This window comes from Burkholderiales bacterium (assembly GCA_035543335.1).
In the GTDB taxonomy this organism is placed as follows: Bacteria; Pseudomonadota; Gammaproteobacteria; order Burkholderiales; family JAHFRG01; genus JAHFRG01.
This window is the reverse complement of sequence record DASZZH010000012.1, coordinates 1-14,943: the sequence shown is the minus strand read 5'-3', so window position 1 is coordinate 14,943 and position 14,943 is coordinate 1. Positions and strand designations below refer to the sequence as shown.

Below are 14,943 nucleotides of genomic sequence, written 5' to 3'. Positions count from 1 at the left end.
CAGGCCGGAGTCATGGCGTCAGTGTTGATGTCGTCGAGCAGATCGTCGATCGTCAGGTCGCTCATTCGAAGATCGAGCTCCCCGCGGAGCTGCTTCCGGATGAGCTCCGGATCTTTGGTCAGGAACAGAACGCGCTTGCCTTGCGTCAGGCGGATGATGGGTTCGGGTTTCATGGCAGTCCTTTGGGAGCAGAGATCAGCGACTAGAGATCAGAGATCAGGAAGAGTGATCTAGGGTTTTCCTGATCTCTGATCTCTGATCTCTGGCGAGGGGGTGTAGCTCAGCTGGGAGAGCGCCTGCTTTGCAAGCAGGAGGTCATCGGTTCGATCCCGTTCAGCTCCACCACTTCCAGGTGAAGAGTTAAGAGTGATGGGTGAGGAGTGAAAAACTCTTTACCCCTTACTCTTCACTCCTTACGAGTGAAACGGCTGTATCGCTCTTTAACAAAATGGAAGAAGTAAAGTTTTGGTTCGTCGGAACCGGCGGCTTCGGCTGCCCGTTTTGCGCGAATCAGAACCTGGGTTTAGATTGTATCGCCCTTTCAGTCTTTAGTCGGGTTGAAGGGGCGCAAACACCTGTAGCTAGTGCTTCGGGCGGCAACGTCTGAGGCCTTAAGGTTATAGGATCAAGCGAACAAGTGCATGAGGTGGATGCCTTGGCGATTACAGGCGATGAAGGACGTAGTAGCTTGCGATAAGCCTCGGGGAGCCGGCAAACAGGCTTTGATCCGTGGATGTCCGAATGGGGAAACCCGGCCCGCAAGGGTCACCGGCACCTGAATACAATAGGGTGTCAGGAGCGAACCTGCTGAACTGAAACATCTAAGTAGGCAGAGGAACAGAAATCAACCGAGATTCCGAAAGTAGTGGCGAGCGAAATCGGAACAGCCCAGCTAGGAAAGCGCATTCGATTTAACAGAACAGTCTGGAAAGTCTGGCCATAGCGGGTGATAGCCCCGTAGGTGAAAGGCCGGATGCGCGGATAGCGATGAGTAGGACGGGACACGTGGAATCCTGTCTGAACATGGGGGGACCATCCTCCAAGGCTAAATACTCGTAATCGACCGATAGTGAACCAGTACCGTGAGGGAAAGGCGAAAAGAACCCCGGGAGGGGAGTGAAATAGATCCTGAAACCGCATGCATGCAAAAAGTCAAAGTCCCGCAAGGGATGATGGCGTACCTTTTGTATAATGGGTCAGCGACTTACATTCAGTAGCAAGCTTAACCTTTTTAGGGAAGGCGCAGCGAAAGCGAGTCCGAACAGGGCGATTTAGTTGCTGGGTGTAGACCCGAAACCGGATGATCTACTCATGGCCAGGATGAAGGTAGGGTAACACCTGCTGGAGGTCCGAACCGACTACTGTTGCAAAAGTAGCGGATGAGCTGTGGGTAGGGGTGAAAGGCTAAACAAATCCGGAAATAGCTGGTTCTCTCCGAAAACTATTTAGGTAGTGCCTCATATATCACCTTCGGGGGTAGAGCACTGTTATGGCTAGGGGGCCGTCAAGGCCTACCAAACCATGGCAAACTCCGAATACCGAAGAGTGCAGTATGGGAGACAGTGCACCGGGTGCTAACGTCCGGACACGAAAGGGAAACAACCCAGACCCTCAGCTAAGGTCCCCAAGTACAGTTAAGTGGGAAACGAAGTGGGAAGGCTAAAACAGTCAGGAGGTTGGCTTAGAAGCAGCCACCCTTTAAAGAAAGCGTAATAGCTCACTGATCGAGTCGTCCTGCGCGGAAGATGTAACGGGGCTCAAACTGTACACCGAAGCTAGGGATGTGTGCACTTCACTTTAAGCAATTCGTTTAAATTTCCTCAGAAAAGAGCGCTCGCGAGCACATGTGCGTAAGCACTAGTGCGAGCAAAGCGTGAGCTTCAGTGAAGGCTCATATTGGTGAAGCCAATGTGATGCCGGAACTAAAGCGCTCTTTTACTGATAGAGGATGTCAGACGGGGTGAGGAAAAGGCGCGTGAAGGAGTCACTTAGTCGCTTAAAGGAAGTGCATACGTGGTAGGAGAGCGTTCCGTACGCCTGTGAAGGCGCATCGAGAGGTGTGCTGGAGGTATCGGAAGTGCGAATGCTGACATGAGTAGCGTTAAAGCGGGTGAAAAGCCCGCTCGCCGAAAGCCCAAGGTTTCCTGCGCAACGTTCATCGGCGCAGGGTGAGTCGGCCCCTAAGGTGAGGGCGAAAGCCGTAGCTGATGGGAATCAGGTTAATATTCCTGAACCGTTGACCAATGCGATGGGGGGACGGAGAAGGTTAGGCAAGCCGGGTGTTGGATGTCCCGGTTTAAGCGTGTAGGCATGCCCTTCAGGCAAATCCGGAGGGCTTAGCTGAGGCGTGATGACGAGCGGGCTTGTCTCGCGAAGTTGCCGATACCCCGCTTCCAGGAAAATCCCCTAAGCTTCAGTTGGTCAAGACCGTACCGCAAACCGACACTGGTGGGCAGGATGAAAATTCTAAGGCGCTTGAGAGAACTCGGGAGAAGGAACTCGGCAAATTGACACCGTAACTTCGGAAGAAGGTGTGCCTTTGTAGCGTGAAGTTGTACAAACGGAGCGCGAAAGGGCTGCAAAAGATCGGTGGCTGCGACTGTTTATTAAAAACACAGCACTCTGCAAACACGATGAGTGGAAGTATAGGGTGTGACGCCTGCCCGGTGCCGGAAGGTTAAGTGATGGGGTGCAAGCTCTTGATCGAAGCCCCGGTAAACGGCGGCCGTAACTATAACGGTCCTAAGGTAGCGAAATTCCTTGTCGGGTAAGTTCCGACCTGCACGAATGGCGTAACGATGGCCACACTGTCTCCTCCCGAGACTCAGCGAAGTTGAAATGTTTGTGATGATGCAATCTCCCCGCGGCTAGACGGAAAGACCCCGTGCACCTTTACTGTAGCTTTACATTGGACTTTGATGAGGTCTGTGTAGGATAGCTGGGAGGCGTTGAAGCGGTGCCGCTAGGCATCGTGGAGCCATCGGTGAAATACCAGCCTGATGTTATCGAGGTTCTAACCTTGCCCCGTAATCCGGGGTGGGGACCGTGTATGGTAGGCAGTTTGACTGGGGCGGTCTCCTCCCAAAGAGTAACGGAGGAGTACGAAGGTATCCTAGGTACGGTCGGACATCGTACTGATAGTGCAATGGCAAAAGGATGCTTGACTGCGAGACTGACAAGTCGAGCAGATGCGAAAGCAGGTCATAGTGATCCGGTGGTTCTGTATGGAAGGGCCATCGCTCAACGGATAAAAGGTACGCCGGGGATAACAGGCTGATTCCTCCCAAGAGTTCATATCGACGGGGGAGTTTGGCACCTCGATGTCGGCTCATCACATCCTGGGGCTGTAGCCGGTCCCAAGGGTATGGCTGTTCGCCATTTAAAGTGGTACGTGAGCTGGGTTTAAAACGTCGTGAGACAGTTTGGTCCCTATCTGCCGTGGGCGTTGGAAGTTTGAGGGGGGCTGCTCCTAGTACGAGAGGACCGGAGTGGACGAACCTCTGGTGTACCGGTTATGACGCCAGTCGTACAGCCGGGTAGCTAAGTTCGGAAGAGATAAACGCTGAAAGCATCTAAGCGTGAAACTTGCCTCAAGATGAGACTTCCCGGGAGGTCAACTCCCCTAAAGGTTCGTCGAAGACGACGACGTTGATAGGCGGGATGTGTAAGCGCAGTAATGCGTTGAGCTAACCCGTACTAATTGACCGTGCGGCTTGATCCTATAACCTTAAGCGACAACCAGCTCTCAGCGTTCGGCTGTCAGCGAGGGTCGGTGTTTGCGAAATACAATTCTTAACCCTGCTTCTTCCTTTTTGCTGCGATTGGCCGACGGCTGAATGCCGAAAGCTGACCGTTAAACCGTTACGCTTGGCGGCAATAGCGGAGTGGACCCACCCCTTCCCATCCCGAACAGGGCCGTGAAACGCTTCAGCGCCGATGATAGTGTGCAGTTCGCATGCGAAAGTAGGTCACCGCCAGGCACCATAAAATAAAAAGCCCTCCTCGTGAGGGCTTTTTTGTTTTAAGCGAAGCTTGCCCGGTGACCTACTTGAGTTTACGACAAGACGCCGCGTTGCAAATCTTGTCTAGTACCCCAATCCGGTTTTTTCACAGGTCCGGGCGCTGTCAAGGTAGTTGTCGCATAAAACAGAATTCAAATTCTGCACGATGCGCTCATGCCACGGCCTTTTCCATGAGTGCGATCTTCGGTGGTGGATTCAGCCAGACATGCTCCGGGTCGTTCCACTGCCGCACACCGCGCGACCAGCGGCGCGGGTTGCGCGCCCCGTGCGGCCTTCGTACACGCGCTGGCGGCCGCGGCCTGTCCTGAGCGTGGTCGAAGGGCTCAGCACTCACCATAACGCCAAATGTGCGCGCCCCAAGTTGCCCCGAGAGCACGCCCTGATCAGCTGCATCGGTCACGAACCCGTCGCGGCGAAGCGTGATTCGCGCCGCGCGAGCACCGAAGGCGCGCAGCGTGGGATGAAATTTCCTATCCGTTCCTGTTTATCTCAGGTGTATGTCGCCGAACAGTCCCAGCAATCCGACGACGATCAGATATGCCGCGACGATGTAGTTCAGCATCCGGGGCACGATGAGAATGAGAATGCCGGCGAGTAGCGATACCAGTGGGGCAAGGCTCAAGGTGATGTTCATGGCGTTATCCTTTCTTAGGTCTACAGGTTCTCGACGATCTCGTAACACCCGCAAGAGGCCGGCGCGACTTTACCGCCTTCAACGGGATGATCGGCTTGTCCTGACGTAGCGTCATGGCGTGCACGTCGATGTGCGGCTCGAGCGCCGCACCATCACCGTTACTTGAGCCGCATGTCATTCTTGACGGACGTCACACCCTTGACGCCGCGCGTCACCTCGACCGCTTTGTATATATTGGCCTGGGTGCTGACGAAGCCGCTCAACTGAACTACGCCTTTGAAGGTTTCGACGTTGATTTCAGCGGATTTCAAACCCGGCTCGTCAAAAATCGCGGCCTTGACCTTCGTTGTGATGACGGAGTCATCAATATACTCGCCCGTGCCTTCCCGCGTCGAGGTGGCGGCGCAACCCAGAACAGTCGTCAACAGAACAACACTGAAAAAAGCGGAAAAGCGTTTAAATTGTTGCATGATTAAACTCTCCATGTAATACGAACGATAAAAACCAGCGAACCTCGCGGAAACCGGTGAGTTCACGCGGCGGACTGACGCCGCTATCGCGAACTCGTACGGTTATTGTTCGCTCCATCGTTGCGGCAATTCTCCGCCTGGTGAAGCGTTCGCTCTGTTCGCCAGCGTACATACGGTGCCAAGTCCTCGTCGTAAGCTTGCGCGGAGTGCTGCCCATGTTCCTCGAGAGCCGCTTTCAGCGGGTAATTGATCAGATTCGGGCCACCGGGCCCATTCCCTTGCGGCTCGAGCTGTGGAACGGGCGCTGCTTCGATCTATCTCAGAAGCCCACGGTCACGGTTGCCATTCCAAAGCTGTCGGCGCTCCGGTACTTCATTTCCCCCGATCTGAACAAGCTGGGTGAGGCCTTCGTTGAGGGCCACATCCGGGTCGAGGGGTCGATCCACGAGGTTTTCAGGATCGCGGAGAGCTTGGCGCGCCGCGCCACCACCACCACCACGCGCTCCGGATTCCGCCGGTTCACGCGCCACACCCGCAACCGCGACCGCAAGGCGATCGAGTACCACTACGATGTCTCGAACGACTTCTATTCACTGTTCCTGGATCGGAACATGGTCTATTCCTGCGCTTACTACCGGAAAGAGGACGATTCTCTCGAGACGGCCCAGGTGCAGAAGCTGGACCATATTCTGGACAAGCTGATGCTGAAACCGAGCGAGCGCTTTCTCGACATCGGTTGCGGCTGGGGGGCGTTGATTATGCGGGCGGCGAAGAAGTATGGCGCCCTCGCAACCGGGATCACGCTTTCAAAAGAACAATTCGCGCATGTGCGCGAGCGGGTCCGGGCCGAAGGCTTGGAAGATCGCTGCGTCGTCGAGCTGCGCGACTATCGTGATGTGCCGGGGACCGGCGTATTCGACAAAATCGCGAGCGTCGGCATGTTCGAGCACGTGGGCTTGAAGAACTTGCGCGCCTACTTCGGCAAGATCCGCTCGCTCCTGAAAAACGGCGGAGCGGTCCTCAACCACGGCATCACGACCAGCGACGTAGACAGCCGCTGGATGGGCCTGGGGGCGGGGGAGTTCATCGACCGCTACGTGTTTCCGGACGGCGAACTGCCGCACCTTGCCCTCGTGCTGCAGGAGATGTCTGCGGCCGGGCTGGAGGTGACCGACGTGGAATCGTTGCGGCGCCATTACGCGCGCACGGCGCACGAATGGGCAAGCCGCCTCGAATCGAACCGCGAGCGTGCGGTACGCATGGTCGGTGACAAGCGGCTTCGCATCTGGCAGATCTATCTCGCCGGCTGCGCTTACGGCTTTGGGAAGGCGTGGATGAACGTCTATCAGGTTCTCGGATGCAAGGCCGAAAACACCGGGGCTAACCCGCTGCCGCTCACGCGGGAATACGTGTATGACCGGTGAGGCGGGAGATCGTCAGCGCCGAGATGCGGAAAGCCCTGGAAGCTCGGGGCCGATCATCAGGCTGCGACCCTTTCGGGAAGCAAGCGATCCGATTCGCGTTTGACTACTGCATAACACTCGCAGACCCGTGCTTCCAGCTTCGGACGGTCCAGCACGGTGATCTTGCCGCGGCTGTAATGAATCAATCCGGCCGTTTGCAGCTTGCCGGCGGCCTCGGTCACGCCCTCGCGGCGCACTCCCAGCATGTTGGCAATCAGCTCCTGGGTCATGGTCAGCTCGTTCGAGCGCAGTCGGTCCAGGCTCAAGAGCAGCCAGCGGCATAACTGCTGCTCGACCGCATGGTGCCGGTTGCACACTGCGGTCTGCGCCATCTGCGTGATCAGCGCCTGCGTGTAGCGCAGCAGCAGATGCTGCAGCGGGCCGCCGCGCTCGAATTCCCGTTTGAGGATCTTTGATGCGAGGCGGTACGCGTAGCCGGCGCTTTGCACCACCGCGCGGCTGGGCGTGGATTCCCCGCCCATGAACATCGCAATGCCGACCAGGCCTTCATGCCCCACGACCGCGATTTCCGCCGACGCACCGTCTCTCATGACGTAGAGGAGCGACACGATGCAGTCGGTGGGGAAATACACGTAGTCCAATTTGCCGCCTGACTCGTAGACGGCCAAGGCGAGCGGCAGCGCCACGAGCTCCAAGTCCGGCAGCAGGCGCTCGTAATCCGCCGCAGGCAGCGCGGCAAGAAGATTATTTTGAGCGGGGGTATGGGTTCCGGATGCGGCGAGATTCTTGCTCATAGTCACCTCCAATCAGGGCCGTAGCAAAAGCAAGGTCCCCGTGCCAGAAGATCGGGGATAGCCACATTTTACACTTTATGTTCGCTAGCGCACAGAACATCCTGCAGCAAGGGCGGACGCTCTTACACTCGCCATCTCCGGTCGAAACAAAATTGCGACATGCGTGATCATGATTGATGGATTCAGCGTTGTTTTCCGGCGTTTTCGATCTTCCGTGGTGGGGTTACGTGCTCGCGGCGCTCGCGCTGACGCACGTCACCATCGCTTCGGTGACGATATTTATTCACCGGTGCCAAGCCCATCGCGCGCTCGACCTTCATCCCGCGGTAAGCCACTTTTTCCGTTTCTGGCTGTGGCTCACGACCGGCATGGTGACCAAGGAATGGGCCGCCATCCACCGCAAGCATCACGCCAAGTGCGAGACCGCGGACGACCCGCATAGCCCGGAGCCGAACGGATGACCATCGATTACGACATGGAGAAGACGACGGCAGGGTGGAAGGTCTACGCTATCAAGATCGCCGGCATCAGCCTGATTACGACCTACCGGTTGACTTTTGACCAAACTATTAGTGATAATTAAAACGGTGAAGCTCCGCGCGAAAGCGATTGTGCAGAACGTCAGCGTGCGCACCGACAAGGGGTCGGTCGATTACATCGATGGTTTTCGGTTTTCTGGATTCAGATAAAGAGGGGAAACAAATGAACAGATTCGAAAGCGTTACTAAGCCACTGATGTGGTCCATGGCATTACTGCTGGTCGCTTTTGTGGCGGGATGTGGTAGTGGAGGAAGGGATCCAATCTTCGGCAGCGCCGCAACCGCAACTGGTGCAGGCGGCGGCCCCGGACCGGCAGGTGCAGCGCCCAACCTTGGAGCGGCCGGCGCGTTGGGAGGTTTCAGCGGCGGCGGCGGCGCCGGGGCGACCAACGAGGGGATTCTTACCCAGATCAATGGTGGGAATATGGCGACCACCGCTACTGTACCTACGGCGGTGACTGGATTCCACGATTCGGCAGGAGATATCTATACGGAAACGCTGCTGAACATCGGCGCGGTGAGCGGGCTGATCTTCACGTGTACCCATTCCACCACGGGCCCCACGTCCGCTGCTGTAAATCCCGTCTCATGCACGATTGCAAACAATGCCCTAGCCGCCGCACAAGCGGCGTTTAACGATCTCTCGCCAGCTTCACGACCCGGCGGGTTGAATCCGGGTGCCAACCTGTCCGGGCTAACCCTCGCTCCTGGCCTCTATACAGCCCCCGCGGGGCAGTTCCTGATACGGAACGGCACCGTAGATCCGGCAGGAGATTTGACCCTCGACGGCCAAGGCAACGCGAATGCTGTCTGGGTGTTCCAGATGGCGTCTACGCTCGATGTGGGCGGTCCGGGAGCGGCATTCCCTCGAAGCGTCAATTGTATCAAAGGGTGCCAGGCCAAGAACGTCTTTTGGCAGGTGGGCAGCTCCGCCACGATCAACGCCGGTGGTGGCGGCACCATGGTGGGGACCATCATCGCTTCTTCAGCAATCTCGTTCTCGACCGCCGGAACCCCCCCCATCACGACGCTGAACGGCAGAGCGATGGCCCTTAATGCTTCGGTCACGATGACCAACACCATCATCAATATTCCTGCCCCGTAATTGGTGGCGCTCGATGACTTGCACCAAGTTATTTTGGAGAAAAAACATGAAGAGAGTAGCTAAAACCGTAGGGACGCTGGGTCTGGGGGCACTCGCTGCAATCGCCAGCTCATTCGCAGTGGCGGACGATTCGGGCTGGTACGGCGGGTTCAACATTGGTGCGTCAGAAGCGAAAATCGACGACGCGCGGATCATCGGCGGCCTGCGGGGATCAGGCCTTGCCACCACCTCGATCACCGATGACGATCGCGACTTCGGCTATAAGCTTTTTGGCGGGTACCAGTTCATCAAGTATTTTGCCCTTGAAGGCGGCTATTTCGATCTGGGAAAGTTCGGTTTTAAGGCGACCACGGTACCGCCGGGAACACTGAGCGGCAACATCAACCTCAAAGGCCTGAATCTCGACGCCGTCGGCATTCTGCCCATCACTGAAAAGTTTTCTGCGTTTGGCCGGTTCGGCGTGCAGTACGCGCGGGCCAAAGACTCTTTCGCCGGAACCGGAGCCGTCGTGGTGGCGAATCTCAACCCCAGCAGGCGCGCGACAAACTACAAGTTCGGCCTGGGGCTTCAGTACGCTTTCACTGAATCTCTCGGAATGCGCGTCGAGGCGGAACGCTACCGGATCAACGATGCAGTCGGCAACCGCGGCGACATCGATCTTTTCTCGGCCGGCCTGGTCTATCGGTTCGGCGGGAAAACGCCGGCCCCCGCCCCTGCGCCCGAACCTGTTGCCCCCGCCCCTGCGCCCGAACCTGTTGCCGCCGCCCCTGCGCCCCGGCCGGTGGTCGTGACGCCGCCGCCAGCGCCGAGGAAGGTGACTTTCTCCGCGGATTCCTCCGCGAATTCTCTTTTCGATTTCGGCAAGGCGATCTTGAAGCCTGGGGGCAAACAGGCCCTCGACAAGTTTGCTGCAGACCTGAGGGGCGCCAACTTTGACGTCATGACGGTAACGGGACACACCGACCGGATCGGTTCGTACGCATACAACATGAGGCTTTCGACGCGCCGCGCCGAAGCGGTCAAGGACTATCTGGTGGCATCCGCAGGGATCCCGTCCGGCAAGATCGCGGCCAGAGGAATAGACGGATCAGAACCCGTGACGAAGCCCGGTGAATGCAAAGGCAAGAAAGCAACCAAGACTCTGATCGCCTGCCTGCAGCCTGATCGCCGCGTGGTAGTCGAAGTTACCAGCACGAGGTAATGCCCGCTGCTTGAGCCCGGCTAGAGACCAGGGTGCTGCGGGCCATCCTGGTTGTCGCGCCTGATGGCGACCCTAGGTCGCGGTGATTTGCGGAAGCAGGCGGTCGTATTCGCGTTTCACCACCGCATAACACTCGCAGACCCGTGCTTCCAGCTTCGGACGGTCCAGCACGGTGATCTTGCCGCGGCTGTAATAGATCAATCCCGCCGCCTGCAACTTGCCGGCTCACGGGAGCTGCCCTTTAACCCTTTTCTCGCAATTGAATTTCCTCTGCGTCCTCTGCGGTGAGCGTTTTGATGAGGGAAGCCTTACGACGCTGACCCTATCCCGGAACCCGGTTAATTAAACCTTCGACCCACACGAAAGTCGGATGAACCCAGATTCAATGTCCTTCGCGATCTGGGCAATCATCATTGGAGCGCTGCTGACGACAATGGCCTTATCAGGCTCGTTGTTGAAGCGCCTTCCTTTGAGCACTGCGATACTCTATCTGGCTGCCGGTGTCGGGCTCGGTCCCGCCGGATGGGCGCTCATGACGCCTCACCCGCTGTTGCACTCCGCCATCCTGGAAAGAATGACCGAGGTCGCGGTGCTCATCTCGCTGTTCGCCGCCGGCCTGAAACTTGGTCTTCCGCTGTCGGACAAGCACTGGCGTATGCCGGTCCGTCTGGCATTCGTTTCGATGACGCTGACTGTGGCGCTGATCGTCGTAATCGGGATGTTCGGCCTCGGCCTGTCACTGGGCGCGGCGGTCCTGCTTGGAGGGATCCTTGCGCCCACCGACCCGGTTCTGGCCTCGGACGTGCAGGTGGAAAACGCGGGCGATCGCGACCGGTTGCGCTTCAGCCTGACGGGGGAAGGCGGCCTCAACGATGGCGCCGCGTTTCCTTTCGTGATATTGGGCCTTGGCTTGCTCGGCCTGCACGACCTGGGCACGGCGGGCTGGCGTTGGCTCGCGATCGATGTGTTCTGGGCGATCGCAGGCAGCCTGCTGATCGGGGGGGCTTTGGGCGCGCTGATTGGGAAGCTCGTGGTCTATCTGCGCAGCCGCCATAAGGAGTCCGTCGGGCTCGACGAGTTTCTGGCGCTGGGCCTCATTGCGCTGGCCTACGGGGTTGCGGTGCTCAGTCACACCTATGGCTTTCTGGCCGTGTTTGCCGCGGGCCTTGCCCTGCAGCGCGTGAAAGAACAAGACGTGGGCGACGGCCGGGCGGCCGTGGGACCTGCCGGTCTGCAGAGCAAGCAAACGCAGGAAGAGCATGCCACTGACCCGGAACATGCCAGCGCCTACATGATGCAGGCGGTGCGGGGTTTCAACGAACAACTGGAACGGATCGGCGAGGTGGCCGTGGTTCTGGTGGTTGGCGCGATGCTCGCCTTCACCACTGTCGCCGCCAGCACCGCCTGGTTCGTCCTGCTCCTCTTTGTAGTGGTGCGTCCCGTGTCGGTATGGCTTGGATTGCTCGGCGCGCCCATATCGCGCGACCAGCGCATCCTGATTTCCTGGTTCGGCATCCGCGGAATCGGCTCGATTTACTACCTGATGTACGCGATCAATCATGATTTGCCCCGTCCGTTGGCTGAACAGATCATCGCCATCACGCTTACCACGGTGACTGTCTCCATCGTGCTTCACGGCATCTCCGTGACCCCTCTGATGGATCTCTATGCGAAGAGAAAGGCAAGGCGCTCCGGCCGCTAACCGGCGGGAACGATCAATCCTTTCGTGCGCGGCCGACTTTCATGAATGCCTCGGCTTCCTGGTAGGCATTCGTGGCGGCGGCATTGACCTCGGTGTCTTTGATCCGGTCCTGCCGGCAGCGCGGCGAGAAGATGGCTCTGCCGGGGCGATTGACGTGCGGACAAAGTTGGGTTCTTAACCATCGGCATGGACCATGCTTGAGAGCGCATCGATGGGTGTTCCGATCTCGTATCGAACAGATCGTGCCTCTATATGTACGATATCGTGTACGATATCGCACAGAGTGCTTTTTTGGCAAGCAGGCTGCAGGAATGATTTGCACCACCACACCCTTCGAAACGCCGGTCGAATGTCCGTAGGATAACGGATCAGAATCGCAAGTTCTTGATTATCCAGTAACACCGGCACAAGGCCGCTTCGATGCCCCGGCGATCGAGAATGTGGAGATGGCCGCGGCTATAGCGGATCAGTTTGCGTTCCTGCAGAGCGCTGGCGGCCAGGGTGAATCCGACTCGCTGCACGCCCAGCATGTCCGCCAGAAATTCGTGCGTCAGGCGCAATTTGTTCGACGGTGCGAGGTCGCAATCTTCTGTTGCCGGCCCGACAAGCGCAGTTCCCCCTCCGGATCGTTGTACGCTTTTCACGGAAATCGGCCATGTCCAAAACAGGAAACGGTCCCACCCTTGCCGCCGATACTGGCAAGGCGGATGGCATCACCGAAGTGCGACGCCAGAAGGCCTTGCTTAAAACCGGGGCTTTGCAGAATGCGATTTTCAATAGCGCCAACTTTTCGAGTATCGCCACCGACGAGAAGGGCGTCATTCAAATATTCAATGTCGGCGCCGAGCGCATGCTGGGCTACACGGCCGCCGACGTCCTGAACAAGATCACCCCGGCCGACATTTCCGATCCGCAGGAAGTGATCGCTCGCGCCAAGGCGTTAAGCACCGAACTCGGCACACCGATCACGCCGGGCTTCGAGGCCCTGGTCTTCAAGGCCGCGCGCGGGATCGAGGACATCTACGAATTGACCTACATCCGCAAGGACGGCAGCCGCTTTCCGGCCATCGTGTCGGTCACGGCGCTGCGCGATGCTCAAGGTGGAATCATCGGTTATCTATTAATCGGCACCGATAATACCGCGCGCAAGCAGGTCGAAGCAGAGCAGAAGAAGCTCGATCAGCGTCTGCGCGACCAGCAGTTCTACACGCGCTCTCTCATCGAATCCAACATCGACGCGCTGATGACTACCGATCCGTCCGGCATCATTACAGACGTCAACAAGCAGATGGAGGCGCTCACCGGTTGCACGCGTGACGAGTTGATCGGCGCGCCGTTCAAGAATTACTTCACCGATCCGGAGCGGGCCGAGGCAGCTATTAAGCTGGTGCTGAGCGAAAAGAAGGTCACCGACTACGAGCTCACCGCGCGCGCCAGGGACGGTAAGGAAACTGTGGTGTCCTACAATGCGACCACCTTCTACGACCGAGATAGGACTCTGCAGGGCGTGTTCGCCGCAGCGCGCGACGTCACGGAGCGCAAACGTCTCGACCAGGCGCTGCAGGAAACGAACGTCGAGCTGGAGAGCGCCAAGTTCGCGGCGGAAAAAGCCAACCTCGCGAAATCGGATTTCCTTTCCAGCATGAGCCATGAGTTGCGCTCCCCGCTCAATGCGATCCTCGGTTTCGCCCAATTAATGGAGTCGGGTTCGCCGCTGCCAACACCCACCCAAAAAGCCAGCATCGACCAGATTCTCCAGGCGGGATGGTATCTGCTGCAGTTGATTAACGAAATCCTCGATCTCGCGTTGATCGAGTCCGGCAAGCTGTCGCTGTCGCTGGAACCCATGTCGCTGCCCGAAGTGCTGCTCGATTGCCAAGCCATGATCGAACCGCATGCACAAAAAAGCGGCATCCGCATGAGCTTTCCTCAGTTCGATTGCCCTTACTTTGTCAATGCCGATCGGACCCGGGTGAAGCAGGTTCTCATCAACCTTCTTTCCAACGCGATCAAATACAACAAGGTGGGCGGAACGGTCGTCGTGGACTGCATCGCGAGCACTCCAGGACGCATTCGCATTTGTGTCAAGGACACCGGCGAAGGATTGACTCCCGATAAACTAACGCAGCTTTTCCAGCCGTTCAATCGTCTCGGACAAGAGGCGAACGTTGAGGAAGGCACAGGCATCGGCCTGGTGGTGTGCAAGCGGCTGATCGAATTGATGGGGGGCGAAATCGGCGTGGAAAGCACGGTCGGTGTGGGCAGTATGTTCTGGATCGAACTGAACCTGACGGCTGAACCACAACCTGCCGCCGGCACAGCCGAACCCAGGGCTGTCGACCAGGCGCAAGTTCAAGCCGACGCACAGTTGCGCACCCTGCTCTATGTCGAGGACAACCCGGCCAATCTGATGCTGGTCGAGGATCTCATCGCGCGCCGGCCCGATATCCGCTTGCTGAGTGCGAGGGACGGCAACCGCGGCATCGAGATTGCGCGCGCCTCCCGGCCGGATGTAATCCTGATGGACATCAATCTGCCTGGCATCAGCGGTATCCAAGCGCTGAGAATCCTGGCTGAAGACCCGGCAACAGCGCACATCCCGGTGGTTGCGCTCAGTGCCAATGCAATGCCACGCGATATCGAGAAAGGTCTGGAGGCAGGATTCTTCCGTTATCTCACCAAACCTATCAAGGTCAACGAGTTCATGGATACGCTGGACGTGGCACTGAAATTTGCGAAAACGGAATCGGCCCGCGCAAATTAAAGAGGAAAAAGCATGATGGTTAGTGCACCCGACATTCTGAACGCCAGCATCCTGATCGTTGACGATCAGGAGTCCAATGTCAGCCTGCTGGAGCAATTGCTGAGTGAGGCCGGCTACACCTGCGTTGCCTCGACCATGAATCCGCACGAGGTCTTCGCGCTGCATCGCAAAAACCGCTACGACCTGATCCTGCTCGACCTGCAGATGCCCGGCATGGATGGATTCCAGGTGATGGAAGGCCTCAAGACAAACGATGCTGACAGGTACCTTCCGGTCATCGTGCTCACC

Annotated in this window: 12 protein-coding genes, 1 tRNA gene, 2 rRNA genes and 2 pseudogenes; 12 read left to right on the top strand and 5 right to left on the bottom strand. The window is 57.8% G+C overall.

The window, feature by feature from the left end:
• Positions 1-269 precede the first annotated feature (269 nt).
• The 4 genes from VHE58_02715 (at position 270) to rrf (ending at position 3,980) form a co-directional block, all read left to right on the top strand.
• A tRNA-Ala gene (locus tag VHE58_02715) sits at positions 270-345 on the top strand.
• Positions 346-448: 103 nt separating this feature from the next.
• Positions 449-607 (top strand): hypothetical protein, encoded by a 159-nt coding sequence (locus VHE58_02710; GenBank protein HVS26200.1) that lies wholly within the window; start codon positions 449-451, stop codon positions 605-607.
• Positions 608-623: 16 nt separating this feature from the next.
• Positions 624-3,721 (top strand): 23S ribosomal RNA (locus VHE58_02705).
• 145 nt (positions 3,722-3,866) lie between these two features.
• A 5S ribosomal RNA gene (rrf, locus tag VHE58_02700) occupies positions 3,867-3,980 on the top strand.
• Between the two features lie 526 nt (positions 3,981-4,506).
• Here rrf and VHE58_02695 read toward each other — a convergent pair.
• Together VHE58_02695 and VHE58_02690 are read right to left on the bottom strand one after the other, a co-directional pair.
• A complete protein-coding gene (locus tag VHE58_02695) occupies positions 4,507-4,656 on the bottom strand; it encodes a DUF3096 domain-containing protein (protein HVS26199.1) in 150 nt (49 codons plus the stop codon).
• Between the two features lie 158 nt (positions 4,657-4,814).
• The gene (locus tag VHE58_02690; protein ID HVS26198.1) at positions 4,815-5,126 is read right to left on the bottom strand and encodes a BON domain-containing protein; all 312 of its coding nucleotides are present in this window, start codon (positions 5,124-5,126) and stop codon (positions 4,815-4,817) included.
• A 215-nt stretch (positions 5,127-5,341) separates the two neighbouring features.
• Between VHE58_02690 and VHE58_02685 the strand changes: the two genes are divergently transcribed.
• Positions 5,342-6,550 carry a cyclopropane-fatty-acyl-phospholipid synthase family protein gene (locus tag VHE58_02685; GenBank protein HVS26197.1) on the top strand — a complete coding sequence of 403 codons (1,209 nt, stop codon included), beginning with the start codon at positions 5,342-5,344 and terminating at the stop codon, positions 6,548-6,550.
• A 56-nt stretch (positions 6,551-6,606) separates the two neighbouring features.
• Here the strand turns inward: VHE58_02685 and VHE58_02680 are convergent, their stop codons facing one another.
• Positions 6,607-7,344, bottom strand: coding sequence for a Crp/Fnr family transcriptional regulator (locus VHE58_02680; GenBank protein HVS26196.1), 738 nt, complete (start codon positions 7,342-7,344; stop codon positions 6,607-6,609).
• Positions 7,345-7,520: 176 nt separating this feature from the next.
• Between VHE58_02680 and VHE58_02675 the strand changes: the two are divergent.
• The 4 genes and pseudogenes from VHE58_02675 (at position 7,521) to VHE58_02660 (ending at position 10,189) form a co-directional block, all read left to right on the top strand.
• Positions 7,521-7,793 (top strand): annotated as a pseudogene (locus tag VHE58_02675) (fatty acid desaturase).
• A gap of 8 nt (positions 7,794-7,801) precedes the next feature.
• Positions 7,802-7,927, top strand: a complete 126-nt coding sequence (locus VHE58_02670; GenBank protein HVS26195.1) for an ABC transporter substrate-binding protein — start codon at positions 7,802-7,804, stop codon at positions 7,925-7,927.
• Positions 7,928-8,046: 119 nt separating this feature from the next.
• Positions 8,047-8,988 carry an ice-binding family protein gene (locus tag VHE58_02665; GenBank protein ID HVS26194.1) on the top strand — a complete coding sequence of 314 codons (942 nt, stop codon included), beginning with the start codon at positions 8,047-8,049 and terminating at the stop codon, positions 8,986-8,988.
• A gap of 46 nt (positions 8,989-9,034) precedes the next feature.
• On the top strand, positions 9,035-10,189 hold the full coding sequence (locus VHE58_02660) for an OmpA family protein (GenBank protein HVS26193.1): 1,155 nt from the start codon (positions 9,035-9,037) through the stop codon (positions 10,187-10,189).
• 72 nt (positions 10,190-10,261) lie between these two features.
• Here VHE58_02660 and VHE58_02655 read toward each other — a convergent pair.
• Positions 10,262-10,414 (bottom strand): annotated as a pseudogene (locus VHE58_02655) (Crp/Fnr family transcriptional regulator).
• A gap of 160 nt (positions 10,415-10,574) precedes the next feature.
• On the opposite strand from VHE58_02655, the gene VHE58_02650 reads away from it, so the two are divergent.
• Positions 10,575-11,891 (top strand): sodium:proton antiporter, encoded by a 1,317-nt coding sequence (locus tag VHE58_02650; protein HVS26192.1) that lies wholly within the window; start codon positions 10,575-10,577, stop codon positions 11,889-11,891.
• A 368-nt stretch (positions 11,892-12,259) separates the two neighbouring features.
• On the opposite strand, the gene VHE58_02645 is transcribed toward VHE58_02650, so the two are convergent.
• A complete protein-coding gene (locus tag VHE58_02645; protein HVS26191.1) occupies positions 12,260-12,451 on the bottom strand; it encodes a helix-turn-helix domain-containing protein in 192 nt (63 codons plus the stop codon).
• A 95-nt stretch (positions 12,452-12,546) separates the two neighbouring features.
• On the opposite strand from VHE58_02645, the gene VHE58_02640 reads away from it, so the two are divergent.
• On the top strand, positions 12,547-14,655 hold the full coding sequence (locus VHE58_02640) for a PAS domain S-box protein (protein HVS26190.1): 2,109 nt from the start codon (positions 12,547-12,549) through the stop codon (positions 14,653-14,655).
• 15 nt (positions 14,656-14,670) lie between these two features.
• The coding region (locus tag VHE58_02635; protein HVS26189.1) for a response regulator at positions 14,671-14,943 on the top strand (273 nt) is incomplete at its 3' end.

Excerpts from the sequence above, each read along its gene's own strand:
- VHE58_02710 (HVS26200.1), top strand. The coding sequence starts at position 449 with ATGGAAGAAGTAAAGTTTTGGTTCGTCGGAACCGGCGGCTTCGGCTGC.
- VHE58_02670 (HVS26195.1), top strand. The coding sequence starts at position 7,802 with ATGACCATCGATTACGACATGGAGAAGACGACGGCAGGGTGGAAGGTC.
- VHE58_02685 (HVS26197.1), top strand. The coding sequence starts at position 5,342 with ATGTTCCTCGAGAGCCGCTTTCAGCGGGTAATTGATCAGATTCGGGCC.
- VHE58_02650 (HVS26192.1), top strand. The coding sequence starts at position 10,575 with ATGTCCTTCGCGATCTGGGCAATCATCATTGGAGCGCTGCTGACGACA.
- VHE58_02640 (HVS26190.1), top strand. The coding sequence starts at position 12,547 with ATGTCCAAAACAGGAAACGGTCCCACCCTTGCCGCCGATACTGGCAAG.
- VHE58_02690 (HVS26198.1), bottom strand. The coding sequence starts at position 5,126 with ATGCAACAATTTAAACGCTTTTCCGCTTTTTTCAGTGTTGTTCTGTTG.
- VHE58_02660 (HVS26193.1), top strand. The coding sequence starts at position 9,035 with ATGAAGAGAGTAGCTAAAACCGTAGGGACGCTGGGTCTGGGGGCACTC.
- VHE58_02695 (HVS26199.1), bottom strand. The coding sequence starts at position 4,656 with ATGAACATCACCTTGAGCCTTGCCCCACTGGTATCGCTACTCGCCGGC.
- VHE58_02680 (HVS26196.1), bottom strand. The coding sequence starts at position 7,344 with ATGAGCAAGAATCTCGCCGCATCCGGAACCCATACCCCCGCTCAAAAT.
- VHE58_02665 (HVS26194.1), top strand. The coding sequence starts at position 8,047 with ATGAACAGATTCGAAAGCGTTACTAAGCCACTGATGTGGTCCATGGCA.